The organism is Paraburkholderia lebeckiae, from assembly GCF_050436225.1.
Lineage (GTDB): Bacteria > Pseudomonadota > Gammaproteobacteria > Burkholderiales > Burkholderiaceae > Paraburkholderia > Paraburkholderia tuberum.
This window is the reverse complement of the sequence record NZ_JBNDLU010000002.1, coordinates 1,632,701-1,659,012: the sequence shown is the minus strand read 5'-3', so window position 1 is coordinate 1,659,012 and position 26,312 is coordinate 1,632,701. Positions and strand designations below refer to the sequence as shown.

Here is a 26,312-nt window from a genome sequence, read left to right as displayed (position 1 = left end):
GTGTCGTCCGTGTCCGTCAGTGCCCGGCCAGCACGAAAGGTTGCCCCGTTAGCCGCAGATGAAGCACGACGAGCCACCGGCGCGGACAATTCGCTGCGATCACCGCGGGCGATGCGCCGACAGCAGCGCGAATCGCGTAGTCGCGCCGCACCGCGACCTCGAAGGCGACCTCGGCAAATTCGCGCGCGATCACCACGCCGCCGATGATCAGCGCGAGCGCGAATAGCCTGAACGATGCCGAAGCGAAAAAAGCGTCAGGGACGGGCAGTACCGGCAACGCGATGCACAGCAGCGCTTCGGTGGCTGCGGCCGTCAGAGACGCGACTAGCAGATGGGCTCGTAGCATGTCGATGGTGACTCGCTTCATAACGTGCCTTGTGCGCGGCCTTGCGGCCCGACCGGATGCTGGCAATGGGCGGGACTCGTCGAGATCGTCCATCGACGCCATCAACCAGCATAAAGAATGCCTCGCGCGTCGCTCCATCGAAGTCCTTACGATCAGGTTGCGATGGTCTGACGACAACCTGGTCTCGCACATGCATCACGATCTGCGACGACCATTTATAGCGCGTCGATGGTATCGATTCAAGCTGAAGGAAACCTTAAGCACGCGCATGGCATAAAGCGGCTAACGAACGGCGTGGTCACACTTCGGAACGCGGCAGATTGTTCGTCTATGTGCATCAATGTCGCTTGCATCATAATGCTCGACGTTATGCAATAAAGCCCCACAATGGAATATTTGCCTCATGCGCTTACTCCTCGTAGAAGACGACGAGCTCATCGGCTGCGGTGTCGAGGCGGGCCTTCGCCAGGCCGGCTTCACAGTCGACTGGGCACGCGACGGCCACAAGGCCGGCCTCGCGCTCGACACGACTCAATATGCCTTGGTGGTACTCGACCTCGGCCTGCCGCGCGTGAGCGGCACGGAACTGCTCAAACGCGTGCGCGACGTCGGCAATGACGTGCCGGTGCTGGTGTTGACCGCAAAAAGCACGGTCGTCGATCGCGTCGGCGGACTCGAAGCGGGCGCCGACGACTATCTCGGCAAGCCGTTCGATCTCACCGAACTGGTGGCGCGGTGCCGCGCGCTGTTGCGCCGCGCACAAGGTCGCAGTATCGATCTGATTCGTTACCAGAATCTGACAGTGAATCCGGCCGCGCAAACGGTGCAGATCGACGAGGCGCGCGTGCCGCTCACGTCGCGCGAATGGGCGATTCTGCTGCAACTGCTGACCAATCTCGGCATTCCTCAGTCGCGCTCGCGGCTCGAAGAAAGCCTGTACGGCTGGCAGGAAGAAATCGAAAGCAATGCGATCGAGGTGCACGTGTCGAACCTGCGCAAGAAGCTCGGCGCAAGCCTGATCAAGACCGTGCGCAACATCGGCTATGTGATGGAGAAAGAATGATCGGTCCGTCGATTCGGCGGCGCCTCGTGCTGCTCGTGCTCGCCAGCATCGCGATCGTATGGGGCGGTGCGCTCGTGTCGAGCTACCGGCAGGCGAGCCACGAAGTCGCCGCGTGGGAACGAGCGCGTCTCGCCGAACTCGCGCAGATGCTCGCGCTGCTCGATTCGAGCAATCTGATGACGCTCGCCAATGCGCGCATCGACGTGCGCGAAGAAGAGAGAGGCGGTGAGCCCGGCGCGAGCGTTCTCGACGACGACGACACGCTGCCGCGCGACGCCCTCTTCCAGGTGCGCGCGGCCAACGGCGCCATTCTGGCGGGCAGCCCGCAACTGCATGCGCTCGCCGCGTGGGATTTGCCGTTGCCGCCCGCGAGCGGCGCGCAGGACGTCACGCTGGGCGGTCAGCTCTATCACTCGTTCACGTTGCGCGAAACGGCGCTCGGTCACTGCGTGCGTGTGTTCGAACTGGCCAACACCCGCAGCGATCTGGTGAGCGGTGTCGCGAGCCGCATCGCGCGGCCCACGCTGATCGCGCTGCCAGTGCTCGCGGTGCTCGTGTGGCTCAGCATCGGCTGGAGTCTCGCGCCGCTGAAGGTGTTGTCGGCCGCGATCCGTTCGCGCGACATCAACCGCATGGAACCGGTCGGCATCGGCCGCACGCCGCTCGAGGTGCGCGCGCTCGTCGACGCGATCAACCAGATGCTGGCGCGTCTGCACCATGCGCGCGAGCTCGAGCGCGCCTTCACCGCCGATGCCGCGCACGAACTGAAGACGCCGCTCGCCGCGATCAAGGTACAGGCGCAGGTCGCGCTCGCCGAGCCCGATATCGCGCTGCAGCGGCTCGCGATGGAGCGCGTCGTGCAAGGCGTCGATCGCAGCGCGCGGCTCGCCGAGCAACTGCTGCTGCTCGCGCGGCTAGACGTGCAGGAGAAGCTGCCCACCGAGCCGCTGAGGCCGGCGGCGATCGCGAAAGATACGCTGCTCGCGAACAGGCGCAATGCGCAACAGAAGCACATCAATGTGAAGCTGGTCGGCGACATGCTCGCCGAGATCGACGCGGAGCCCGTGCTGATCGGCATCCTGCTCGACAATCTGCTCGATAACGCGATCAAGTACGGACGCACGGGCGGCACTGTCGAAGTGGCGGTGCGCCATGCCGACGAGCAGGTGCAGCTGATCGTGCGCGACGACGGCCCCGGCGTCGCGCCGGACGATCTCGCGCGGCTCACGAACCGCTTTTTCCGCGCGACCGGCAATCAGGCGACCGGCAGCGGGCTGGGTTTGTCGATCGTTGCGCGGATCGCCGAGCATTTCGGCGCGAGTCTGCAGCTAGGCGCCGGGATTGGGGACCAAGGGCTTGCGGTGAGGGTGTCTTTTCCGGCCTATCGCGCGACGCACTGAAGGCGCGCGCCAATCGCTCAGCGCCGCTCGCCGCCCCGGTTCGCGTCAGCGACGCCCGAACGCTGCCTGGTCAGTTCGGCGCGCACGCCGTGCGGTGCGGCATGCGGCCGCGCGCTGCCGGACGCTTCGAACAGCTGCCACGCGATCAGGCCCGGCACGAATATCAGCAGATCGCGAATTCGCCGCGCGGCCGCGAGCGCGAGACAGGTGGCGGGGTCGAGCCCCAGTGCGCCGCCAATCAGTACGAAAGCGCCCTCCTGCACGCCCAGACCGCCCGGCACGAAGAACGCGGCGCTGCTGACCGCCTGGATCAGCGATTCGATCACGATCGCCTCGACGAGCGTCACCCGCGCGCCGAGGAAATACAGCGCGAGCCAGATTTCGAGCGAGGTCAGCACGCATTGCAGCGGCTGCCAGAAGAACAGATAGCGCAGCACGACCGCGCGGCGGCGCCAGATCACCTTGATCGACTGATCGATCTGCGCGGACTGGCCGACCAGCGCGGTTAGCTTGCCGCTCGTCACGCGGTTCGCCACGCGCGTGATGCGCTCGAACGGATTGGCATGCTGGACGAGCCCGAACAGCAACAGCACCGGCGTCAACGCGACCACGCCCCACGCGAGCTGGCCGGCGAGCCGCAGCGCGCCCGATTGCGCATTGGCGAACAGAAAACCAATGCCGACCATCGTGAACATCAACTGGCTGATCACGGTCAGCTGCATGTCGACGATGGTGCTGGCCACCGCTGTCGACGGCCTGACGCCCCAGCGCTTGAACATACGGAACGACACGAGTTCGCCGCCAATCCGCGCGACCGGCAGCATGGAGTTGACCGATTCGCGCACCCACACCAGATGCAGCATCCTGCCGAAGCTGGGGCGGTTCGCGCCGCGAATCAGCGAGCGCCAGTCGCACGCGTTGGCGATCATTGGCAGCACATGCGCGAGCGCGGCCACCACGAGGCCCGCGCCAGCCGCGCGCAACGCGCTGAGCACCGCGTGCGGATCTTCGCGCCAAACGAGCCACAAAGAGATCAGCAAACCCGCGAGCGCAGCCGCGCGGCCCAGATGCTTCATCATGCGGGCACCTCGCACACGACTTCGGTATACGTGATGCGCCGCACGCCGCGTGTCGCCGGGGCGCTGCCATGCGTCTCCAGGGCGCTCCCATTTCGCCCGTTCGAAGCTTCTTCGTTCATTGCCAGCCCAATCTGCCGTTCGTTCGTCATTCGTCCTGCGCCGCCGACAGCAGCCCATCGCCGTCGACCTTGAAGCTGAAGCCCCGCCAGATCACCCGCGACGAGCGGAAGCTCGCGACGAAAATCGCAAACGATACGATATCCCATAACGGCAGAAGCCACAGATCGCGGCAGCGCTGACGCAACGCCCGATCCGCGCGCCACTTCAACGCGAGACGCGCGAGCACCGTCACTGCCGCAAGCAGCCACGCCCACGGCGCGCCGCCCGAGCACGCGAGCGCGAGCAGCGCGAACGGCAACGGATGCACGAGCGCCGTGCCGAGGTGTCCGAGCGGATCGATGCGGCGAATCGTGCGGCTCCAGCGCAGTTCGTGCGTCACGAGTTGTGCGGCGCTCGCTTCGACACACGCATGCGTGATTGCGAACGGCGGAATCGTGACCTGCTCGCCCGCCGCGCGCACCGCCGCGCCGATCTCGTAGTCCTCGGCCAGATGCTGCACGAACGGCATGAAGCCGCCGATCCGCTCGTAGGTGTCGCGCCGCATCGCGATGGTCTGGCCGAAGCACGGCCGCGCGAGCCCGAGCGCGAGTCCGGTGACGACGCCGGGCAGGAACTGGTAGTTGGTTGCGATCGCCGACAGCCGCGGCCAGAAACCCGGATCGGGCTGGCCGCGATATGCGCAGGTGACGAGCCCGACGCCCGGCTGCTGCAATTCGCCGATCACGTTGCGCAGATAGTCCGGGCCGACGCACACGTCGCTGTCAGCGAACACGAGCACGTCGTGGCGCGCCTGCGGCAGCATGTTGAGGATGTTGCTGATCTTGCGGTTCGGGCCGTACAGACGCGCATCGGCGACGACGGTGATGTCCGCCTGAGGATGGAGACGCCGCAGTTGGTTGACGGTTTGCAGCGCGGGATCGGCGCAGTCATGCACGCCGAACAGGAATTGCACGGGCCCGGGATAATTTTGCGCGCAGAAGCTCGACAGATTGTCGAGCAACGCCCACTCGTTGCCATGCAACGGTTTGATGACCGTAATGGGTGGAAAGCTGGAGGGTTCGGCTACATCCCTCGCGAAGAAGCGCCCGATCAGCGCGCTCGCGAGCACGGTGTAGCCGATGCCGACAACGGTCGCCGCCGCGCACGCGTACGCGAGCGTGACGGCGGCGAGGTGTGCGGCGCTCACGCCTCGTGCGCGCGCAGAAAGCGGAAAAATTCGACGCCTTCGCGCAGGCGCCGTTTCATCATGTCCCAGCTCGTCAGCATTTCGCGCAGGATCTCCCAGATCTTCGACGGCCGGAAATAAAAGCGTTTATAGAAGTTTTCGAGCTGGTGGTACATCTCGTCTCGCGACAGATGCGGGTAGCCGATCGCCGCCAACTGCACGCCTTCCTTGCTGACGAGATTGATCACCTTGTTCTCCGCGAGCCAGCCGTTCTCGACCGCCTGGTTATAGAGCGTAGTGCCCGGGTACGGCGCGGCGAGCGACACCTGGATCGTCAGCGGATTGATCTCCTTCGCGTACTCGATGGTCTTCTGGATCGTCTCCGGCGTTTCACCCGGCAGACCGAGAATGAAGGTGCCGTGCACCTTGATGCCGAGGGTGCGGCAGTCTTGCGCGAAGCGCCGCGCGATGTCCGTACGCAGGCCCTTCTTGACGTTCAGCAGGATCTGGTCGTCGCCGGACTCGTAGCCGACCAGCAGCAGGCGCAGGCCGTTGTCCTTCATGATCTTCAACGTCGAGTAAGGCACGTTGGCCTTCGCGTTGCACGACCACGTGACCCCCAGCTTGCCCATGCCTCGCGCGATTTCTTCGGCGCGCGGCTTGAAGTCGGTGAACGTGTCGTCGTCGAACATGATCTCCTTGACTTCGGGCATGTTGTCGCGAATCCACTTGACTTCCTCGAGCACGTTCTCGACCGAACGCACCCGATAGCGATGGCCGCCGACCGTTTGCGGCCACAGGCAGAACGTGCACTTCGAGCGGCAGCCGCGGCCGGTATAGAGCGACACATACGGATGCTTCAGGTAGCCGTTGAAGTAGTTCTTGATGGTCAGATCGCGCTTGTAGATCGGCGCGACGAACGGCAGCTCGTCCATGTTCTCGAGGATCGGGCGCGATTCGTTGTGCTCGATCGAGCCGTCGGGGGTGCGATAGCTCAAGCCGAGGATCTGTGCGAACGGCTTGCCTTCGGCGATTTCCTTGCAGGTGAAATCGAATTCCTCGCGACACACGAAGTCGATGGCCTCGGTCGCGGTCAGCGAATTATGCGGATCGACCGCGACCTTCGCGCCGACCATGCCGATCAGCAGCGACGGCTTGCGCTTCCTGAGGTCCTGGGCGAACAGCGCGTCGGTCGGGAAGGATGGTGTGCTGGTGTGGATCACCACCAGCTCGTATTGCGAGGCGATGTCGAGGGCGGCGTCGACGGACAGGCCGTCTGCCGTGGCGTCGAGCACGCGGCTGTCGGGAACCAGTGCCGCGGGTTGGGCGAGCCACGTCGGATACCAGAACGAGCGAACTTCACGCTTGGCCTGATAGCGCGAACCCGCGCCACCATCGAAGCCGTCGTACGACGGCGCCTGCAAGAACAGAGTTTTCATGGATGCTCCAGCAAGCCTTTATAGGCGCTTTCGGTTTTCAGTAGGGAATCTATTCTGTTCCATTGCCCGAATGCAGGTCGGGAAAGCCTGTGTTCGACCTGCACGTAGCGACGGCCGCGGTCCGGAAAGGCCACGGGCAGTGGCGCAAATAGTACGGAGCAAAGCTGAAGGAAACCTGAAGAATAATACTGCGTTCAGACCGCGCGCGGCATGCTCCGATGAGGCGATTTGTGTAATCGATGAGTTCGTGCAATCGTGTCGCATCGATGTCGTATCGGTGTGGTAAATGGATAGGTTGTCGCGTGGCGTGCGGGCGAGCGCCGCCGGCGCCGCCGATTCACGCCACCTTCACGGGCGCGAACGCTCGGCCCGACGCGTCGCTCATCGCGCGATATGCCTCGCCCATTCGAGCCAGCCGAGATTGAGGGCCACGTTTACCACTACGCCGAGCGCCGACGCGAGCGCGGCGATCATGGTCCAGAAGGCCGAGCGCCGCGCCGAGCGCGCCGACGTGTGGGCGGCGGCCGCAGCGTCGCGCGACGCGCTCGCCGCCGCCTGCGCGATATGCGACGACGCCTCCATGCGCGCGAGCGACCTCAGCGCGAAACCGCGCTCGTCGTCGTGCGTGGCGGCGGCCGCCTCATGCGCCGCGTCGTCACGCTGCGCCTGCTCGAACAGATAGCGATGACAGAACGGCGTCAGCGGTTCGTCGGGATAGCGCGCGGCGAAGTTTTTCGCATAGGCGGCGCCGCCATTGCGCTCGATCTCCGCGTAGGCGGCGTCCTTATCCATGGTTGCCTCGCATGCGGATGAGCCGCCCGGCCGGCGTCACACGGGCTTGATGTCGGCAGCCTGTTTGCCTTTCGGCCCCTGCTTGATTTCAAAGCTGACTTTCTGGTTTTCCTGCAACGACTTGAAACCTTCGGATCGAATCTCCGAAAAATGGGCGAACAGATCTTCGCCGCCGTCATCGGGAGTGATGAAGCCGAAGCCCTTTGCGTCGTTGAACCATTTCACTGTTCCGGTTGGCATGGCGATGTCCTCGTGATGCGCTGTAGTAGCGGTTGAATGGATGAAGTGCTGCGTCCTGCAAGCGTTTCGTGCAGCGCTGACGCGGCGCCCCGGCACGGCCCGCAAAATCGCTCCGGTGCCAAGCCTCAGCAAGCCGCATGCCGCAACCGGGCGCCTGCGGGCCGCGCCCGGTGCGATTGCCCGCAATCAGATAAGATAAATGGTATCGGCAATTCATTCATGGCCGCGCAGGAATGGCGCCTCGTGCCGCACGTCCGCGCGGCCAGTTGTTTTCCCACTCACAGGAACCCAGCATGGCCATCTCGAGCTATACCGATACCCGTCTTCTGATCAACGGCGAATGGTGCGACGCCGCCAGCGGCAAGACCCTCGACGTGATCAACCCCGCGACCGGCCAGGCCATCGGCAAGGTCGCGCATGCCGGCATCGCCGATCTGGACCGCGCGCTCGAAGCCGCGCAGCGCGGCTTCGAAGCCTGGCGGAAGGTGCCGGCCAACGAGCGCGCAACCATCATGCGCCGTGCCGCCGCCCTCGTGCGTGAGCGCGCCGCGGACATCGGCCGCCTGATGACGCAGGAACAGGGCAAGCCGTTCGCCGAGGCGCGCGGCGAAGTGCTGGCCGCCGCGGACATCATCGAATGGTTCGCAGACGAAGGTCGTCGCGTGTATGGCCGCATCGTGCCGTCGCGCAACCTTGCCGCGCAGTCGCAGGTGCTGAAGGAGCCGATCGGCCCGGTCGCGGCGTTCACGCCGTGGAACTTCCCGGTCAACCAGGTCGTGCGCAAGCTGTCGGCGGCGCTCGCCTGCGGCTGCTCGTTCCTCGTCAAGGCGCCGGAAGAAACCCCGGCGTCGCCGGCGGCGCTGCTGCAGGCTTTCGTCGAAGCCGGCGTGCCGGCCGGCACGGTCGGCCTCGTGTTCGGCGATCCGGCTGAAATCTCGAGCTACCTGATCCCGCATCCGGTGATCCGCAAGGTCACGTTCACGGGCTCGACGCCGGTCGGCAAGCAGCTCGCGGCGCTGGCCGGCTCGCACATGAAGCGCGCGACGATGGAGCTCGGCGGCCACGCGCCGGTGATCGTCGCGGAAGACGCCGACGTCGCGCTCGCGGTCAAGGCAGCCGGCGCCGCGAAGTTCCGCAACGCGGGCCAGGTCTGCATCTCGCCGACGCGTTTTCTCGTGCACAACAGCATCCGCGAAGAGTTCGCCGCGGCGCTCGTCAAGCACGCTGAAAGCCTGAAGCTCGGCGACGGTCTCGCCGAAGGCACGACGCTCGGGCCGCTCGCCAACTCGCGCCGTCTGAGCGCGATGGCCAAGGTCGTCGACGACGCCCGCAAGACCGGCGCGAAGGTCGCGACGGGCGGCGAGCGCGTCGGTACCGAAGGCAACTTCTTCGCGGCCACCGTGCTGACCGACGTGCCGCTCGAAGCCGACGTGTTCAACAACGAGCCGTTCGGCCCGGTCGCCGCGATTCGCGGCTTCGACAAGCTCGAAGAAGCGATCGCCGAAGCAAACCGCCTGCCGTTCGGCCTCGCCGGCTATGCGTATACGAAGTCGTTCGCCAACGTGCATCTGCTGTCGCAGCGCATGGAAGTCGGCATGCTGTGGATCAACCAGCCTGCCACGCCGACGCCGGAAATGCCGTTCGGCGGCGTCAAGGATTCCGGCTACGGCTCGGAAGGCGGCCCGGAGGCGATGGAAGCCTACCTCGTCACCAAGGCGGTCACGGTGATGTCGGTTTAATCACGCCAATCACGCGCTTCGGGAACGGCGCCGCGGTTTTCCCGCTCGCATCGTTCCCGAACGCGGCTCAACCGCTCTGCCGGGTCCACGAGTCTTCCGCTCGCGGACCTTTTTTATTGCCATGAACGATATTTCCGCCGAATCGATGCAGCCCACGCTGAGCGGCTCGTTCGTCGAGCTGTGGCCGCTGCGCGAGGAGCACGCGCAAGCCCTCGTCGACGCCGCCGCCGACGGGCAACTGTGGGACATGAAGCTGACCGTCGTGCCGGGCCCGGCGACGATCGACGCCTATATCGCCACCGCGCTCGCCGGCCGCGCGGCCGGCAAAGTGATGCCGTTCACGATCGTGCGGCGCGACAAGGACGAAAAGAATGGGGGCGCTGGCCGGATCGTCGGCAGCACGCGGTTCTGGAAGATCGATCGCGCGAACCGCAAGCTCGAAATCGGCCATACGTGGCTCGCCGCCTCGGCGCAGCGCTCGGTCGTGAACACCGAGGCGAAATATCTGCTGCTGTGCCACGCGTTCGACGTGATGCGCTGCGTGCGCGTGCAGTTCACGACCGACGAGCTCAACGCCAAATCGCGCGCGGCGATCCTGCGCATCGGCGCGAAACAGGAAGGCATCGTGCGGCACGAGCGGATCATGCCCGATGGGCGCAAGCGCAACTCGGTGCGCTTTAGCATCATCGACGACGAATGGCCGGCGGTGAAAGCGATGCTCGAAGCGAAGCTGGCGCGCTGAGCGGCGCGCCGGCTTCCTGCTACCGACTCATTCAAATGGGCGCATCGTGCTGCTCATTGAGCGGCGGCGCCTGCGTCGCGGTGGCGAACTCCTCGCGCAGCCCGTCGCGTGCATGATGCCGGCGCACCCACAGCGCCGTGAGGATCGGCACCAGAATCGCGGTCACGAGGCAAGCGGTGGCGACCATCGCGGTCGCGGCCGGCACCAGCGGTTTGAAGCTTGGAATCATGTCGGCGATGATCGCCGGATTCGCGACCGCGGCCCCCGCCGTCGACGACGCCGCCAGCCCCGCCGCGCCATTGCCGCCGGCAATCCAGCGATCGGCGAGAATCAGCGGCACGCCGGTCACGACGATCACGCCAAGCCCCAGTACGATGCCCGGCAGGCCGCTCGTGACGATCACGTTCAGATCGATGCCGTTGCCGAGCGCAAAGCCGAAAAACGGAATCAGCGGATGCACGCAGCGGCCGAACAGCTCGCGCAGCTCGCTATCGAAGTTGCCGACCGCAAACCCGATCAGAAACGGCAGCACCGCGCCGACGAACAGGCGCGGTTCGAAGAACGCGACCCCCGTCGCACCCAGAATGATCATGCTGATCAGCGGCCCCGATTCGACCGACATCAGCACGAACGCGCCCGCCTCTTCCTTCGTGCCGTACTGTTGCATCACGGCTGAGTATTCCCTGTTGATGGCCTGTCTCACTTGCATTGATCGTTCTCCTGTCAATATACGGGGCGCGGCGAATCGGCGTCGTCGATCGGGCGCGTGTTCGCGATTCTCGGCGCGATCGGCGACACCGGACAGATCGGCATAAGCGAGCTGTCGCAACGGCTCGGCATGTCGAAGACGACCGTGCATTGTGTGATTCAAACACTGAAGGCGCTCGGCTACTTGACCCAGGAAGTCGAAACCGAGCGCTATCGGCTGACGATCCGTCTGTTCGAGCTCGGCGCGAAAGCGCTCGAAAGCGTCGATCTGGTACGCGAGGCCGACATCGAGATGCGCCGCATCGGCCAGATGACACGCGAAGCGGTACACCTTGGCGCGTTCGACGACGACGCGATCATCTACATCCACAAGATCGACGCCGACTACGGGCTGCGCATGCAGTTCCGGATCGGCCGACGCGCGTGACGTGCTCTCGCACATCGAAATTCGCAAGTCGACGCAAAAAACCTTGACCTGCGCCGAAGCGGTGTTGAGCATCCTGCCGCGCGTACGCGAGCAGGGCTACGGCGAGGACAACGAGGAGCAGGAAGAAGGCCTGCCATGCATCGCGGTGCCCGTGTTCGACCGCTTCGACCGTGTGATCGCCGGTCTGTCGATTTCGTTTCCAACGATGCGCTGCGGTGCCGACACGAAGCAGCATTACGTCGCGTTGCTCAAAGAGGCCGGTCTCGCGATTTCGATGCGGCTCGGCTATCGCGAAGCGACCGCCCCGGAGCCCGCGGCCGCGCAGTAAGTCGTGCGCGCGCGACGCGTTTTTACCTATCTCGCCGAAGCTGACGACAAGCTGATGACGCTACAGGTGTAGCGTCTTTCCATCACGCTCGCCCGAGCGCACCACCGAATTTCCTACCCAGTCTGCAACCGAATGTATCTGCGCCGCATACATATGCCGAAAATCGATGCGCTTCTTTTTTCAGCAAGCGAGGCGCCGAACCTTCGCTTCGAATCCATACCTCGTCTGCCATCGAATGCGGTTTTTTTCATAGACCCTTCAAGGGTTTGACCGCGCGCTTGACAGTCGCCCGGCATTTCGACCCGTAACCCACGGCGCCTTCCCTCCTCGTTCATCGCACGCGCATCGACGTTTCGGCGCGAACTCGGATCGACACGTCCTGTTACACACAAACACACCGGTAATCGCGCCGCTCAGTAGAGTTCGGTTCAAACGAAAGCGGTTCTGATGAAACGCTTCGCACGACAGGCACGCGCATCACAGATTTCAGGGAGCAACATCATGAAAAAAATCCTCGCATTGGTCATTCTTGCCGCCACGCTCGGTGGCGCGTTGAGCGGCTGCATCGTCGTCCCTGGCGATCATCCGCATCATGACCACTACTACGAACGTTATTGATCGGGCCATCACGCGCAGTAGGTGCGCGTCCGGCTCGCCACTCCATCACAGACATCCACATAACAGAGAACAATCATGAGTCTTTCGCGCAACCGCTGGGTATCGTTGACCGTCGTCGCGGGTCTCGCGATCGGCGCATCGACGGCCGCTTTCGCGCACGTCGATGTCGGCGTGAACATCGGCGTGCCGGGCATCGCGGTCGCGCCTGCCGTGATCGAGGCTCCGCCGCCCGTCTATGTGCAGCCCGCGCCCGTCTATGCGCCTGCGCCGCCTCCCGCGGTCATAGTCGCTCCGGGCTGGTACGGCGAACGCTACTACGATGGTCATCGCTATTGGGAGCGTCGCGAGTGGGAGCGTCATCACGACGAATGGCGCGATGCACGCGGACCGCACGGCGATTGGCACGACAACGGCTGGCACGGTCATGGTCATGACCATGACGATCGCGGGCATGACCATTGATAGACGGCAGGTGGCGTCCATCGCGCCAACGTGTCGCGCCTGCATTCGCGCCACCCCTTTGACAGGAGCGACGACGTGCTACGCAACGATCCGAGACGAGTAACCGCGCAGGTCGACGGCGCGCACATTTGCGCCGAATACAGCGAGCTGACCGGCCAGCTGTGCCTGCGCCAGGACGGCACGCTGGTGCGCGAATGGTTTCCACCGCATTCGTGGATGGCGATCGCGTCGGTGGCCGGCGCGCGCCACTGGCGCACGCGGCCAACCGACGACGAATTGCTCGCGCTGCTGCACAACGAAATGGCGTTGCTGCGCGCGTCCTGAGCGGTCGCGCGTTGTTCGAGCGTAGCGGCACGCCCGACGCCGCGCTCATTCGATCGCTATGGCACCGACGTTTTCATCGACCGGCGCGTGATCGAGCGGCTCGCGCCGCATCACCAGTACCACCCCGCCCGCCGCGATCACGGCCGGCACCGCGAGCAGGCTGAACACCGCGCCGAACTGCCAGCCGAGCCCCATCAACGCCGCACCGACGAGCGCGCCCGCCACGCCGCCGACGCGGCCGATTCCCAGCATCCACGCCACGCCCGTCGCGCGCGCCCGGGTCGGGTAGAAGCTTGCCGCGAGCGCCGACATCGACGTGACCGCGCTGGTCGCGACCGTGCCGGTCAGGAAGATCAGCGTCCCGAGCCAGACCTGATGGCCGACGCCCCGCCCGACCAGCAACACGAGCGCGCCGACGAGGACATAGGTGAACGCGATCACGCGATGCCCGGCGAAGCGATCCATCACCCAGCCGACGCACAGATTGCCGAGGATGCCCCCGAGCGGAAACAGCGACGTCATCAACGCGGCCTTTTCACCGGAGAAGCCGGTGTCCTTGAACAGCGTCGGCAGCCAGTTGGTCAGCAGATAGTAAATCAGTAGCCCCATGAAATAGGCGAGCCACAGCATCAGCGTGCCGAAGCGGTAGCGCGCCGACAGGATGATCGCGAGCGCCCATTGCGAACGTGCGTCGCCGGTATTGCGGCGCACGTCGACCGCGAAAAAACGGCATCCGTCGAAGCGGTCGTGGGGCACGATGCGTTGCAGGATTCGCGCGATCCGTTGATCGGCGCGTTTACGCACCGCGAGAAATTGCGCCGATTCGGGCAGAAACAGTATCAGCATCACGCTCAGCACGAGCGGACCGGCGCCGCCGGCGACCAGCACGCTCGGCCAGCCGAAATGCGGAATCAACCATGCGGATGCGAGACCGCCGATCGCGAGACCGCCTGAAAAGCCGCAGAACATCGCATTGACGGCGACCGCGCGAATCCGCGCGGGTGCGTACTCGGACATTAGTGTGACCGCGTTGGGCATCGCCGCGCCGAGACCGAGGCCGGTGAAAAAGCGCAGCAAGGTCAGCGATTCGATCGAGTTCGCGCGGGCCGCCGCGAGACTCCACAGCCCGAAAAAGAACACCGACAGCACTAGCACTGTCTTGCGTCCGATACGGTCCGCGCAGGGACCGGCCGCGAGCGCGCCGATGCCGAGTCCCACCAGCGCCGCGCTCATCACCGGGCCGAGCGCGCTGCGCGCGATACCCCACTGCTGCACGAGCGACGGCGCAATGAAGCCGACCGCGGCGGTGTCGAAACCGTCTGCGGCGACGACCAGAAAGCACAGCACCAGAATCGTCCATTGAAACGGCGAGAAGCGCTGTCCATCGATAAGGGCCTGCACGTCTACACTGCGTTCGGAGCGGCTCATGTGCGTGCTCCTTTCAGCTTGTTCATTGCGATGTCTCCTTGAGATGAAGGTGTGTTTTCTTATTGTTCGAATTGCTGTTCAAGACGCGGACGCCGCGACGGTGGTCGCGACCGTGCTTGCGAGCGTCGCGCTGTCCGTTCGTTCATGCCTGTCTCCTCCTCGAACGGGCGGCTAGCGCAGCATCGTCAGCGTCCTGAAGTCGACTCGCCTGATGATGCGGCTCTCCTGCGCGACGATCAGATGCGCGGACGCGTGCAGATACGCGGGCCACTCCGGATCGGCATCGCGCGCGGTGCGGCGCTGGTCGTAGTCGCCGATGCTCTCGTAGCCCCACAGATGCACGACCTGGTTCAGCGCGCCGATATCGCTCATGTAAAAGCCGACTGGCGCGCCCAGATACTTGAGCTGAATCGGCATCGCGAGCCGGTCGAAAACGTCGATGAACTCCGCCATGCCGCGCGGACGGATCGTGTAGATGCGATGATCGACGAAAGGTTTGCCCTGGCTCATGTGCCGCTCCTCAATACGGTTTCGGCTGCGCGGGTGTCCGCGTTGCTTGCGCTCTTCGCGCTGTTTGCGCTTTTGACGGTCACGCCCGCGAGATGACGACCGGTGATATAGCCGAACGTCATGATCGGCCCGAGCGTGATCCCCGCGCCTGGATAGTTGCCGCCCATCACGCTCGCGCGATCGTTGCCGACCGCGTACAGGCCGCCGATCGGTGCGCCTTTCACGTCGAGCACTTCGCCGGTCACGTTCGTCGAGATGCCGTCGAAGGTGCCGAGATCGCCCATCACGACCTTCAGCGCGTAGTACGGACCGTCGCCGATCGGCGCGACGCACGGGTTCGGCTGGTGCTCCGGGTCCCCCAGATAGCGATTGAACGACGTCGTGCCGCGGCCGAATTCGCGATCTTCGCCATGCACCGCGTCGGCGTTGTAGCGCTTCACGGTCGCCTCGAGCGCCGTGCCGTCGAGACCGGCGTTGCGCGCGAGTTCCGCGAGCGTGCGGCCCTTGCTCAGATAGCCCTTGCGCAGCAGCGGGCCGAGCGGCACGGGCGCCGGCTTCGCATAACCGAGCCCGTATTTGCGGATCGTCGCGTGATCGCAGATCAGCCACATCGCGGTTTCGCGTTCGTTCGCGCAGGCCTCGATCATCGCGGCACCCACGTCGTGATACGAATTCGCTTCGTTGGTGAAGCGCTTGCCCGCGCGCGTCACGCCGATCACGCCAGGCTTGTAGCGATCCACCAGATGCGGAAACACACCGACGCTGCCGTCGCTCATCGGCACGCGCGACACCGGCATCCATGCGGCGGGCTGCGGATAACGGATCGTCACCTGCGCACCGAGACGTTCGGCCATGCCGACGCCGTCGCCCGTATTGCCGCGCGGCACCGGCGACAGGTGTTCGCCGCCGCGCCGCAGATGCGGATACGCGCGGGCGATCCGCGCGACGTCATGCGAGAAGCCGCCGCACGCGAGCACGACGCCACGTCGCGCGACGATGCGCATCTCGCCTTGCGGTCCGGCGACGAGCGCGCCGGTCACGCTGCCGTTCGTCACGGTCAGCTCGCGAGCGGCCGTGTTCGTATGGATCGGAATGCTGAGATCGAGCGCGGACTTCGCGAGGCGCGCGGCGAGCGCGTTACCGCTCGTGATCTGCACGCCGCGCCGGTACAGCGCAAGGTCCTTCAGATGGCTCGCGAGGCGCTTCGCGACGTACAGCGCGGAGGTGAGCGAACGCGTCGCATTGAAGAAGTGCTTCAGGTCCGCGTTCGACGAGTTGAACATCATGCCGATGAACGTGATCGTCTTCAGCGGCGGGCGCAATCGCGAGATGTCCTGGCCCAGCGCGCGCGCATCGAACGCCGCGGCGACGACCGAGCGGCCAATGTCGATACCGCCGCCCACGTTCGGGTGATAGTCGGGATACAGCGTCGGCACGAATTTGACGGCGGTTTCGCGCTCGAAGAAGTCGAGCATCTCAGGGCCCGTGTCGAGAAACGCGTCGACGGCGGCGGCATCGAAGCACGCGCCGGTTTCGTTGCGCATATAGGTCAGCGCCGCTTCGCGCGTATCGCTGACGCCGTTGCTCTTTGCGTGACGGTTGCCCGGAATCCACAGCACGCCGCCCGAGAACGCGGTGGTGCCGCCGAAGAACGGCTCCTTCTCGATCACGACGACATCGAGACCGTGTTTGCGCGCGGTGATCGCGGTCGACAGCCCTCCCGCACCCGAACCGATGACGAGCACGTCGCACGTGAGTGTCGCGCCGCGTGTTGCGTTGGTCATGATGGTCTCCTTACGCGCGGACCTGGCGGTCGGCATGGGTGGCTTGCGCGGCCTGGTTGGCTTCGAAGCCGGGACGCGGCACGAGGTCCATCAGCATGCTTTCGAAGCCACCATCGACGACGACTTCGGCGCCGTTCACATAGGCCGCGCGTTCGCTCGCGAGAAATGCGACGACATCGGCGATATCGTTCGGCTCGCCGATCCGCCGGCTCGCCGTCATCGCGCTGCGCCGGCGTTCGATATCGCCGTGCTCGTAGAACGCCGCCGACAGCGGCGTGCGGATCATGCCCGGGCACACGGTATTGCTGCGAATGCCGCGTGGCCCCCACTCCGCCGCGATCTGCTTCGACAGCATCGCGACGCCGGCCTTGCCCGCGCTGTAAGCGCCGCTATAGGTCTGCGGATGATGCGCGGCCACCGACGCGACATGCACGATCGCGCCAGCGCAGCGCTTCAGCATGCGTTGACCGAATTGCTGCGAGCACAGCATGTAGCCGGTCAGATTCACGCGCAGCATCGCGTTCCATGCATCGAGCCCAATCTCTTCGATGCCCCCCGGCCGCAACAGGCCCGCGTTGTTCACGAGCACATCGGCGACGCCGAGGCGCGCGTCGACCTCAGACACCGCGCCGCGCACGCTATCGATGTCGCCGATATCGCAGGCGAGCGCCAGTGCTTCGACACCGCCCGCGTTCAGCGCTTGCGCGACGTCACGGCACTTCTGCTCATCGCGATCGAGCAGCGCCACGCGTGCGCCAGCGTCGCCCAACACCTGAGCAATCGCGCTGCCGATGCCGCCCGCCGCGCCACTCACGACGCAGACGCTGCCTCCGAGCCCGAGCCAGTGTCGCGCGTTGGCGGGTGTGTCGCGCCGCCGATCTCTCCGTTGATTCATTTGCTTAGTCCTCCCGATCTCCATGTTCCCGATCGCGGCGAGCTTAGGTTGGCTGGCTTCACCAAACTGCGTCATTCGACCGCGTCTTCGATGGAAAAAAGTATAGCCACGCGGTTCGGGACGAAATTGGACAAAGGCAACGCATCGCAGGACAATTCGAACATTGGAGACAAAACCGCATGAGGAATATCCCTAACTACGATCTGTACGGAGAGTCCGCGCGGCCGCCGTGGTACGACGCGTTCAATTTCGAATGGATCGTCGAGCGCAGTCGTCCGAACGACTGGCATATCGCCGCGCACCGGCACGATGCACTGCTGCAGATTCTCTATATCCGCAGCGGGTCGGGCCACGTGCTGATCGAAAGCGAAAAGCTCACGATCGAAGCGCCATGCCTGATCCTGATTCCAGCGCAAACGGTGCACGGTTTCGTGTTTTCGCCGGAGATCGACGGGCTCGTGATTACAGCCGCGCAGCGCGCGCTGGAGTCGATTTCGAAAGCGGTGTCGCCGGGCCTCGTGCCGGTGCTGCAGCGGCCCGCGCTGATTCCCGTGCGGCCCTCGGTCGGCGAGCGCACGTTGATGCCCTTGTTCGGTTTGCTGGAGCAGGAATTTCGCGGCAGCGCCCGCGGCCATATCGCCGCGGGCATGTCGCTGATGATTGCACTTTTTGTGCAGGTCGCCCGTCTGACCGATGCCGCCTCGAGCGCGGGCGCGAGCGTCAATGACCGGCGCGCCGCGCAGATCAAACGGCTACGCGAACTGATCGCCACGCATGTGCGCGAGCATCTGCCAATCGATTTTTACGCGGAAAAATTGGGGGTGACCGCGGCGCAACTGGCCCGCATCTGTCGTGATGAGCTTGGCCACTCGCCGCTGTCGCTCGTCAACGATCAGTTGATACGCGAGGCGCAGCGCGATCTGGTCTACTCGGGTTCGAGCATCAAACAGATCGCGCATGCGCTCGGTTTCGAAGATGCGGCCTATTTCAGCCGCTATTTCCGCAAGCAGACCGGCGTCACGCCCAAGGAGTTTCAGGCGGCCGCGCATCGGGATCTGTCGATCAATTAGCGATCCCGATGATCGCGCGGTGCTTGCAGTAGCGCTTACAGCTGCGCCTGCATCTGCGCGCCGGCGACGCCGACGTAGTTCTCCGCCAGTACGGTCGCCGCCGTGCGCGACGTCGTCACGTACTCGAGCTCGGCAACCTGCAACTGCTGCTCGAACGCCGAAGCGCCTTCGATACGATGCAGCATGCTGGTCATCCAGTACGAGAAGTGCTCGGCGCGCCAGATGCGCTTGAGCGCGGTTTCGCTGTAACGGTCGAGCAGATCGGCGCGGTTTTCCTTGTAGAACGCGTCGAGCGCCTTGCTGAGCACGTTCACGTCGGCGACCGCGAGGTTCATGCCCTTCGCACCAGTCGGCGGCACGATGTGCGCGGCGTCGCCAGCGAGGAACAGGCGCCCGTATTGCATTGTCGTCGACACGAAGCTGCGCATGCCGACGATGTTCTTCTGAAAGATCTTGCCGTCGATGATCTTGTGGCCTTCGTCCGAATCGGCGCGCGCATGCAGCTCGGCCCAGATGCGATCGTCGGACCAGTTGTCGACCGAGTCCTTCGGATCGCACTGGAAATACATGCGCTGCACGTTCGGCGAGCGCGTGCTGATCAGCGCGAAGCCGCGCTCGTGGCGTGCGTAGATCAGCTCGTCCGACGACGGCGGCCCTTCGCACAGAATGCCGAACCAGCCAAACGGATAGACGCGCTCAAAATCTTTGCGCAGCGTCTGCGGGATCGCCTGGCGCGACACGCCTTGTGAGCCGTCGCAGCCGATCACGAAGTCGCATTGCAGTTCGTGCTCCGCGCCTTCGTGGCGATAGCGGATCGACGGCTTATCGGTATCGATGCCGTGCACCGACGTCTCCGATACGCCGAAACGCAGTTCGGCGCCCGCGGCGACGCGCGCCGCGACTAGATCCTTGATCACTTCGTGCTGGGCATAAACCGTGATCGCATGACCGGTGAGGCCGGTCAGATCGATGCGGCGACGCTTGCCTTCGAACGCGAGTTCGAAACCGTGATGCAGCGCGCCTTCGGCTTTCATGCGTTCGCCGAGACCGGTCTGCGTCAGCAGGTCCATCGTGCCCTGCTCGAGCACGCCGGCGCGAATCGTCGATTCGATCTGATCGCGCGTGCGCGTTTCGAGCACGACCGAGTCGATACCGCGCAAATGAAGCAGATGGGAAAGAAGCAGGCCAGCGGGCCCTGCACCGATGATGCCGACTTGGGTGCGCATGTATGTCTCCTGAATGCGGTGATGAAATTTGCGCTCAGTGTGACGATCGCGACGCCTATCGCGCAACGCGATATGGCGGATAGGCCGTATCGCGTTGCGCGATAGAAGGTGTAAGGCGGGAGCCGGCGCCACGCAGCTGTTTCGTCCGCAAACGCGAGACTGGTGGAGTTTTCCGGCGATTTGGGCGGACACGCGGCTAGTGCTGCGGCATCGCGTGCCCTCAGGTAAACCCCGATCCGCTAAACGAGCTTCAACTCGCCAAGAAACAGTCGGTAGACGGGATTTTTCGTCTCTTCCCAGCACGGATAGCCGAGCGTTTCGATGAAGCGCTCGAACGCCGCATGGTCGCTCCCGGGCACCTGAATGCCGACCAGAATCGAGCTGTAGTCCGCGCCCTGGTTGCGGTAGTGGAACAGGCTGATGTTCCAGTTCGGCGCCATCGACGACAGGAATCTCATCAGCGCGCCCGGACGCTCGGGAAACTCGAAGCGAAACAGTCGTTCGTCGCGCGCGAGCGGCGAGCGGCCGCCGACCATGTAGCGGATGTGCTGCTTCGACAGTTCGTCGAAGGTCAGGTCGACGGTGGCAAAACCGTGCGCTTCGAAGGCGCCGGCGATCTGCGCCGATTCGCTGCGATTGCGGATCTGCACGCCGACGAAAATATGCGCCGAGTTCGCGTCGGCGATCCGGTAGTTGAACTCGGTGACGCTGCGCGTGCCGAGCAGCTCGCAGAAGCGCCTGAAGCTGCCGCGCTCTTCGGGGATCGTCACCGCGAATACCGCTTCGCGCGCTTCGCCTACTTCCGCGCGTTCGGCGACGAAGCGCATGCGGTCGAAGTTCATGTTCGCGCCCGACGTGATCGCGATCAGCGTCTGGTTCTCGATGCCTTCCCGTTCGGCATACTGCTTGGCGCCGGCCACCGCGAGCGAGCCCGCCGGTTCGAGCACGCTGCGCGTGTCCTGGAACACGTCCTTGATCGCGGCGCACAGCGCATCGGTGTTCACCAGCAGCACTTCGTCGAGATATTCGCGGCACAGACGGAAGGTCTCTTCGCCGACGAGCTTCACCGCGGTGCCGTCGGAGAACAGGCCCACTTCGTTCAGCGTCACGCGCTCGCCCGCCTGCAACGACGCGGCCATCGCGCACGAATCATCGGTCTGCACGCCGATCACCTTGATCTCGGGGCGCACCGATTTCACGTATGCAGCGACACCGGCCGCGAGACCGCCGCCGCCGATCGGCACGAAGATCGCGTGAATCGGGCCCTGGTGCTGGCTGAGGATTTCCATCGCGACGGTGCCCTGGCCGGCGATCACGTAGGGGTCATCAAACGGATGCACGAAAGTCAGGCCGCGCTCTTCCTGCAGCTTGACCGCGTGACCATAGGCGTCGCTATACGACTCACCGAACTGCACGACCTCGACGGTCGGCCCGCCGTGCGTGCGGATCGCGTCGACCTTGAGCTGTGGCGTCGTCACCGGCACGACGATGATCGCCTTCACGCCCATGCGTGCCGCCGATAACGCCACGCCCTGCGCATGATTGCCCGCCGACGCGGTGATCACGCCGCGTCCGAGCGCCTCGGCCGGAATATGCGCCATCTTGTTGTATGCGCCGCGCAGCTTGAACGAGAACACCAGCTGATTGTCCTCGCGCTTCAGATAGACCGGGTTGCGCAGCCGCGCCGACAGGTTCGGCGCGCGTTCGAGTTCGGTCTCGCGCGCCACGTCGTAGACGCGCGCGGTCAGGGTCTTTTTCAGGTAGTCATGAGACGGCGCGACGCGCCCGGCCGCTGCGGCGGCCTGTTCGAGTTCGTTTAACAGCACGGCAAGCTCCTGGGTGGCAACATTCGATGCAACAACGCATCAACGGCGATCGACATCGAACGATAGCAATCGCGGCATGTTCGCCAGGAGGCAGGCAGAGAATGAACCTGAAAGCGGACATAAAAAAACCCGCCTCGTTTGGCGGGTTATGTGTGACTGCAAGTCGACGCGCGCTAACCCACCATTCGATGAATGATGCTAATAATCAGCGCAATACGGATGTCGAGGCAGTTCATGTCGGCGATCTTCGTCGACCTGGCAAGCTTTGTCAATCTCCGCGCAGTGCGGCAGTGACACAAAGAAAAACGGGGCGCACCGGCAAGCGCGCCCCCGCTGATGCGATCAACACCGACATCAATCGCGCACGCTGCTGTGCTTTTTGAATGCCGCGAGAATGCGTTGCTCGAGCGCATTGTAATCGTGGCCAAAGTGATGATCGCCGGTGGTGCGGATGACCTCGACGCCGGTCTTGTCGAGCGCCGGACACAGCGTGTCGGCCTCGCTCTTGCCATAGAAGCATTGAACGATCGACGGCGGCACATGCGTCAACTCGGGGCGCACGTTCAGCGCCTTGTCGCTCGCGGGCATGCCGAGCCAGCCGCCGACGCGGATCTGGAAATCGGCGTCAGGCGCGAAGCCTAGCAGCGAGATCAACGACACCTTATCGCGCTGCGCCTGCGGCAGCAGGTTATACGCGAACGGCATCACGTCCGCGCCGAACGAATAGCCGATCAGCGCGATATGCTGCGCGTGCCAGCGCTCGCCATAGGTTTGCATCACCCGCGCGAGATCGCGGCTCGTTTGCGCGGGCGGCTTCTCGCTCCAGAAATAGCGCAAGCTGTCCCAGCCGACCACTGACACGCCATCTTTCTGCAGTGCCTGCGCGATCGTCTTGTCGAGATCGCGCCAGCCGCCATCGCCGGAAATCACGATCGCCATCAAGCCGTTCGGATGCGCGGCCGGCAATTCGATCAGCGGCAGGTCGGACACGTCGTCGACGCTGGTCGAGACCGGCTGCAGATGCGGCGTCAGCAATGCAACGAGACGCGCGCGATCGGCATTGCCCGTGCTCGCCTTTTCGACGAAACCCGGTACCTTGTCGCGAATCACGGTCGGGTCGGGCGGACACGGTTCGAAGCGCGCGTCTAGCGTGTGATCGGCGTCGACCGACACCGCGCCCGCGATCGTATTGGACGGCGCCTGCTCGAGCACGTGCATCGCGAGCGTCGCGCCCTGTCCCGTACCCGCGACGATCGGCGCGAAGTAGCGGCTCGACTGCGATTGCCGTTCGAGCTGATGGCTCAGCGCCTCGGCATCGCCCACCAGCTGATGACAGGTTTCCTTTTTCGCGGCAAGGTTGGCCGCGTAGTGCGCGGTATCGACGCCGACCGTCATCGCGCCCGCTTTAGCGAGCGCATCGGCGCTCTGCTGATCGGCTGCGCTCCAGCCGCTTGCCTGCGAATACAGCACGACGAAGCCGCGCAGCGGCCCCTCGGGCTGCGTCACGCGCACATCGCCATAGCGGCCGCCAGGCACGGTGGTGGTGGCCGCGTGCGCGGACGCGCCGCAGCTCAGAACGCTCGCCGCAACGGCGAACCGGAACAACGGATGCAATGTCATGAACGCCGGCCTCCTGCCAGCAGCGACAGGTCCGCGAGCGTGAAGAACACGCCCGAACCGGATGCCGCGAGATAACGCGGCTCCCAGCGCGGCTGGAACTTGCTCTTGAAGGCACGCAGTCCGCGGAAGTTATAGAAGCGGCCGCCGAAGCGCCACACGATGCCGGCCAGCCGATGCCAGCGTGACGCGAGCGGCGTCGGCTGCACGCCGGAGAGCGGCGCAATACCGAGACTGAGCGAGCGGAAACCCGCCTGTTTCAGATGCAGCGCGAGCTGCGTGAACAGATATTCCATCGCATACGGCGACGCGCTTTCGACGTGACGCATCACGCCGACGGTCGCCTCGGTATTCATATCGGTCGTCATGAAGGTCACGAATGCGACCGGCTCGCCGTTCTGGCGCACCAGCATCACCGACTGCGCGACGAGGTACTCGTCATGGAAAGCCGCGACCGAGAAGCTCTTCTCGCGCGCGTCGCGGCTGTCGAGCCAACCGTCGGAAATGCCGCGCAGCGTTTCGAGCGAGGCCGGCACATGGGCCTGATCGATCACTTCGACGCTAAAGCCGTCGCGCTCGCCGCGCTTGAGCGCATAGCGCAGATGCGCGCGATGCGAGCCCTTCAGATCGAAGTCGTCGAGCACGACGTGCGCTTCCTCGCCGAGCTTCATCAGCGTGAGGCCAGCGTCGAGATACAGCGGCAGCGCATTCGCGCGCACCTGGTAGAACGCGGCGCGACCGCCATGTGCATGCGCGAGCGCGACGAACTTGCTGATGAGACCCGCCCACTCTTCGCGCGGCCCCACCGGATCGTGCAACGCGGCCCACGTGCGGCCGTATTTCGCGTACATCAGGAACGCCTCGCGCGACTCCGAAAACAGGAAGCTCTTGTCGCCCATCAACGCGAGACCGGCATCGCTGCGTTCCTGCGCGCGCACGATGCGCGCGGCGTCGTGCAGATCTTCGGGCGCCGGCTTCACGAAGCGGCCCGGCGCCGGACGCAGCAATTGCCAGAACGAGAAGGTCGCGGCGAACACGCTCGCGGCGAGCGTCGCGCGCAGCGCGCGCGGCGCGCGCTCGTCGAACGCGAATTGCCACCACAGATCGCCCGTGTACGGCACGTCACGGAAAGCGAACAGCATGACCCACGTCGCGAGCATCAGCACCATCGCGACCGACACGAGCCAGCCGGCCGTGAAACGCTCCGCAAACAGCGACGAATGACGGTTGAAGCGCTTGCGCGTCGCGAGCAGCAGCACGATCAGCATGCCGAGCACACCGGCTTCGACGAACGCGAGACCCTTGGTCAGCGACAGCGCGAGGCTCAGCAACGCGAGCGCGAGCGTCATCCACCATGCCGCATCGAGCCGCCGCAGCAGGCCGCGCGCGACGAACAGCAGCAGCACGCCGAGCACGCTGCATAGCATCTGCGAGCTTTCGAGCACCCACAGCGGCACCAGGTCGCGCAGCATATGAATGCGCTGCCAGAACGCCGGCGTCGCGCTCGAAATGACCAGCATCCCGCCGACCACGAACGTGACGAGGCTCAGAAACAGCGGCGCGAGTTCCGACACGCGCTGCGCCTGCAACATCGACAGACGATTCTTCAGCGCGCGCCCCTCGAAGCCCGCGAGCAGCGCCGCGGAGACGATCAGCGGCACGCCGAAATAGATCGCGCGATAGGCGAGCAGCGCGGCGACCATCTGATGCATCTGCACGCTGCCGCTCAGCGTGAACACCATCGCCGCTTCGAACACACCAACGCCGCCGGGCGTATGGCCAATCAGGCCGAGCAGCAGCGCGGCCGCGTAGACGGTGATGAAGCCGACGAAGCTCACGTTCGCGTGCGGCAGCAATGCCCACAACGCGAGGCCCGCGGCGACCACGTCGAGCACCGCCAGCGCAACCTGCGCGAGCAGATCGCGGCGCGCGGGAATATCGAACGAGAGCCACTGCCAGCGCGTGCGGATCGGCCGGGTTTGCCGACGGCACGCGGCCGCGGCGAGCGCCAGCGCGAGCAGCAGCGCAGCGCCGCTCCAGCGCAGCGCGACTGGCGACACATGCAGCATCGGCGCGAGCTGGTCCGCCATGCAGACCATGCCCAGCGCGGTCATCAACACGAGGGCGAGCGCGAGCGACACGCTCGTAAACACCGTCATGCGGCCGATCTGCGCGGGCGTGATGTTCGCGACGCCGTACACGCGCGCGCGCACCGCTCCGCCTGTCAGCGCGCCGAAACCGGTCGCATTGCCGAGCGCCGAACCGGCCGTCGCGCCGACCCACAGCGCCGCGCGCGGCACGCTCGCGCCGAGATAGCGCAGGCCGACCGCGTCGCGCCCGACCAACGCGACGTAGCTGAGCGCGGTCGCGCCGAGCGCGCCGATCCACTCGCGCGCCGAGAGCTGGCGCAGTTCGCGGATCACCGAACGGTAATTCACCGCCTCGGACAGATGCTGCAGCACGAGCAGCAGCAGCCCGCAAATGACGAGCGCGAGCACGGACGACAGCAGGCCCCGGCTGCCAAGCGCTTTCGATGCACGGCCGAGCAGCGCGGGGAGGCGCTCGAAGCTGTGTTGAAGTCGGTGGAACATGGTCAATGCGGGCCTTGCGAGGAGCGGTCGCGGCAACGGGTCGTCACGCGCGGCGTCGCCTGTGGCGGCGATTACAAAGTGATAACGGCAAAACGTGCAAAAGGTTGACAGCATTAGCAATTTTGCTGTCAATTCACTTGCGCGGCGCGCGTCAAAAGAGCGCGATTGTAATGCTTCCTCTTGTGATGTGAGGCATCGGACCGGCGCGACCGCGGCATCAAGATCACGGCTGGGCGTGCCGTAATCAGAAGCGGAAGCGCGATATCAGGAAGGGAAACGGCGCTGGCAGCCCGGAATTGGCTGACGGCGGGCGTCTATCTGGTGGGACTGGGGAGCCGACTCGCTGAACGTGCTCTGTTTGACGGGCCAGAAA

General features: G+C 64.9%; 22 protein-coding genes and 2 pseudogenes. 9 read left to right on the top strand and 15 right to left on the bottom strand.

Annotated features, from left to right (window positions below; genetic code table 11):
• Positions 1 to 16 precede the first annotated feature (16 nt).
• Complete coding sequence (locus tag OKW45_RS22310; RefSeq protein WP_018417794.1) at positions 17 to 367, bottom strand: hypothetical protein; 351 nt, start codon at positions 365 to 367, stop codon at positions 17 to 19.
• Positions 368 to 749: 382 nt separating this feature from the next.
• Here OKW45_RS22310 and OKW45_RS22305 point away from each other — a divergent pair, with 382 nt between their 5' ends.
• Both OKW45_RS22305 and OKW45_RS22300 read left to right on the top strand, forming a co-directional pair.
• Positions 750 to 1,409 carry a response regulator gene (locus OKW45_RS22305; RefSeq protein ID WP_018417793.1) on the top strand — a complete coding sequence of 220 codons (660 nt, stop codon included), beginning with the start codon at positions 750 to 752 and terminating at the stop codon, positions 1,407 to 1,409.
• A complete protein-coding gene (locus OKW45_RS22300) occupies positions 1,406 to 2,809 on the top strand; it encodes an ATP-binding protein (RefSeq protein WP_018417792.1) in 1,404 nt (467 codons plus the stop codon). Before OKW45_RS22305 ends, OKW45_RS22300 begins: the two co-directional genes overlap by 4 nt.
• A gap of 17 nt (positions 2,810 to 2,826) precedes the next feature.
• On the opposite strand, the gene OKW45_RS22295 is transcribed toward OKW45_RS22300, so the two are convergent.
• The 5 genes from OKW45_RS22295 to OKW45_RS22275 all read right to left on the bottom strand — a co-directional run bounded on the left by OKW45_RS22295 (position 2,827) and on the right by OKW45_RS22275 (position 7,644).
• On the bottom strand, positions 2,827 to 3,888 hold the full coding sequence (locus OKW45_RS22295) for a lysylphosphatidylglycerol synthase domain-containing protein (RefSeq protein ID WP_429471162.1): 1,062 nt from the start codon (positions 3,886 to 3,888) through the stop codon (positions 2,827 to 2,829).
• 145 nt (positions 3,889 to 4,033) lie between these two features.
• Positions 4,034 to 5,194 (bottom strand): bacteriohopanetetrol glucosamine biosynthesis glycosyltransferase HpnI, encoded by a 1,161-nt coding sequence (hpnI, locus tag OKW45_RS22290; RefSeq protein ID WP_429471160.1) that lies wholly within the window; start codon positions 5,192 to 5,194, stop codon positions 4,034 to 4,036.
• Entirely contained in the window at positions 5,191 to 6,612 is a 1,422-nt protein-coding gene (gene hpnJ, locus OKW45_RS22285) for a hopanoid biosynthesis associated radical SAM protein HpnJ (protein ID WP_018417789.1), read from the bottom strand. The genes hpnI and hpnJ overlap by 4 nt, the downstream gene beginning before the upstream one ends.
• A gap of 381 nt (positions 6,613 to 6,993) precedes the next feature.
• Entirely contained in the window at positions 6,994 to 7,404 is a 411-nt protein-coding gene (locus OKW45_RS22280; protein ID WP_429471158.1) for a hypothetical protein, read from the bottom strand.
• A gap of 36 nt (positions 7,405 to 7,440) precedes the next feature.
• Positions 7,441 to 7,644 (bottom strand): cold-shock protein, encoded by a 204-nt coding sequence (locus OKW45_RS22275; protein WP_007181784.1) that lies wholly within the window; start codon positions 7,642 to 7,644, stop codon positions 7,441 to 7,443.
• Positions 7,645 to 7,937: 293 nt separating this feature from the next.
• On the opposite strand from OKW45_RS22275, the gene OKW45_RS22270 reads away from it, so the two are divergent.
• Together OKW45_RS22270 and OKW45_RS22265 are read left to right on the top strand one after the other, a co-directional pair.
• Positions 7,938 to 9,383, top strand: a complete 1,446-nt coding sequence (locus OKW45_RS22270) for an NAD-dependent succinate-semialdehyde dehydrogenase (RefSeq protein WP_018417787.1) — start codon at positions 7,938 to 7,940, stop codon at positions 9,381 to 9,383.
• 121 nt (positions 9,384 to 9,504) lie between these two features.
• The gene (locus OKW45_RS22265) at positions 9,505 to 10,125 is read left to right on the top strand and encodes a GNAT family N-acetyltransferase (protein WP_429471156.1); all 621 of its coding nucleotides are present in this window, start codon (positions 9,505 to 9,507) and stop codon (positions 10,123 to 10,125) included.
• Positions 10,126 to 10,156: 31 nt separating this feature from the next.
• Here OKW45_RS22265 and OKW45_RS22260 read toward each other — a convergent pair.
• A pseudogene (locus tag OKW45_RS22260) lies at positions 10,157 to 10,804 on the bottom strand (2-keto-3-deoxygluconate permease); the annotation flags it as partial.
• A 57-nt stretch (positions 10,805 to 10,861) separates the two neighbouring features.
• On the opposite strand from OKW45_RS22260, the pseudogene OKW45_RS22255 reads away from it, so the two are divergent.
• The 3 genes and pseudogenes from OKW45_RS22255 to OKW45_RS22245 all read left to right on the top strand — a co-directional run.
• Positions 10,862 to 11,588 (top strand): annotated as a pseudogene (locus OKW45_RS22255) (IclR family transcriptional regulator domain-containing protein); the annotation flags it as partial.
• 693 nt (positions 11,589 to 12,281) lie between these two features.
• A complete protein-coding gene (locus tag OKW45_RS22250) occupies positions 12,282 to 12,668 on the top strand; it encodes a hypothetical protein (protein WP_429471154.1) in 387 nt (128 codons plus the stop codon).
• A gap of 75 nt (positions 12,669 to 12,743) precedes the next feature.
• Positions 12,744 to 12,992 (top strand): hypothetical protein, encoded by a 249-nt coding sequence (locus tag OKW45_RS22245; protein WP_429471152.1) that lies wholly within the window; start codon positions 12,744 to 12,746, stop codon positions 12,990 to 12,992.
• Between the two features lie 45 nt (positions 12,993 to 13,037).
• Here the strand turns inward: OKW45_RS22245 and OKW45_RS22240 are convergent, their stop codons facing one another.
• The 4 genes from OKW45_RS22240 to OKW45_RS22225 all read right to left on the bottom strand — a co-directional run bounded on the left by OKW45_RS22240 (position 13,038) and on the right by OKW45_RS22225 (position 17,609).
• Positions 13,038 to 14,420: an MFS transporter gene (locus OKW45_RS22240; RefSeq protein ID WP_429471151.1), complete on the bottom strand. Its 1,383-nt coding sequence runs from the start codon at positions 14,418 to 14,420 to the stop codon at positions 13,038 to 13,040.
• A 171-nt stretch (positions 14,421 to 14,591) separates the two neighbouring features.
• Positions 14,592 to 14,930 carry an NIPSNAP family protein gene (locus OKW45_RS22235; RefSeq protein WP_429471149.1) on the bottom strand — a complete coding sequence of 113 codons (339 nt, stop codon included), beginning with the start codon at positions 14,928 to 14,930 and terminating at the stop codon, positions 14,592 to 14,594.
• Positions 14,927 to 16,714 (bottom strand): FAD-dependent oxidoreductase, encoded by a 1,788-nt coding sequence (locus OKW45_RS22230; RefSeq protein WP_429471147.1) that lies wholly within the window; start codon positions 16,712 to 16,714, stop codon positions 14,927 to 14,929. Before OKW45_RS22230 ends, OKW45_RS22235 begins: the two co-directional genes overlap by 4 nt.
• A 10-nt stretch (positions 16,715 to 16,724) precedes the next feature.
• Positions 16,725 to 17,609, bottom strand: a complete 885-nt coding sequence (locus OKW45_RS22225) for an SDR family NAD(P)-dependent oxidoreductase (protein WP_429471145.1) — start codon at positions 17,607 to 17,609, stop codon at positions 16,725 to 16,727.
• 179 nt (positions 17,610 to 17,788) lie between these two features.
• On the opposite strand from OKW45_RS22225, the gene OKW45_RS22220 reads away from it, so the two are divergent.
• Positions 17,789 to 18,679, top strand: coding sequence for a helix-turn-helix domain-containing protein (locus OKW45_RS22220; protein WP_429471143.1), 891 nt, complete (start codon positions 17,789 to 17,791; stop codon positions 18,677 to 18,679).
• A gap of 35 nt (positions 18,680 to 18,714) precedes the next feature.
• On the opposite strand, the gene OKW45_RS22215 is transcribed toward OKW45_RS22220, so the two are convergent.
• Together OKW45_RS22215 and ilvA are read right to left on the bottom strand one after the other, a co-directional pair.
• Positions 18,715 to 19,905, bottom strand: a complete 1,191-nt coding sequence (locus OKW45_RS22215; protein WP_184003806.1) for a 4-hydroxybenzoate 3-monooxygenase — start codon at positions 19,903 to 19,905, stop codon at positions 18,715 to 18,717.
• Positions 19,906 to 20,144: 239 nt separating this feature from the next.
• Entirely contained in the window at positions 20,145 to 21,731 is a 1,587-nt protein-coding gene (gene ilvA / locus OKW45_RS22210) for a threonine ammonia-lyase, biosynthetic (protein ID WP_429471140.1), read from the bottom strand.
• A gap of 101 nt (positions 21,732 to 21,832) precedes the next feature.
• Here ilvA and OKW45_RS22205 point away from each other — a divergent pair, with 101 nt between their 5' ends.
• A complete protein-coding gene (locus tag OKW45_RS22205) occupies positions 21,833 to 22,114 on the top strand; it encodes a hypothetical protein (RefSeq protein WP_429471138.1) in 282 nt (93 codons plus the stop codon).
• Here OKW45_RS22205 and OKW45_RS22200 read toward each other — a convergent pair.
• On the bottom strand, positions 22,086 to 23,351 hold the full coding sequence (locus OKW45_RS22200; protein ID WP_429471136.1) for a virulence factor family protein: 1,266 nt from the start codon (positions 23,349 to 23,351) through the stop codon (positions 22,086 to 22,088). The genes OKW45_RS22205 and OKW45_RS22200 overlap by 29 nt on opposite strands.
• A complete protein-coding gene (gene mprF, locus OKW45_RS22195; RefSeq protein ID WP_429471135.1) occupies positions 23,348 to 25,939 on the bottom strand; it encodes a bifunctional lysylphosphatidylglycerol flippase/synthetase MprF in 2,592 nt (863 codons plus the stop codon). The genes OKW45_RS22200 and mprF overlap by 4 nt, the downstream gene beginning before the upstream one ends.
• Positions 25,940 to 26,312: the final 373 nt, after the last annotated feature.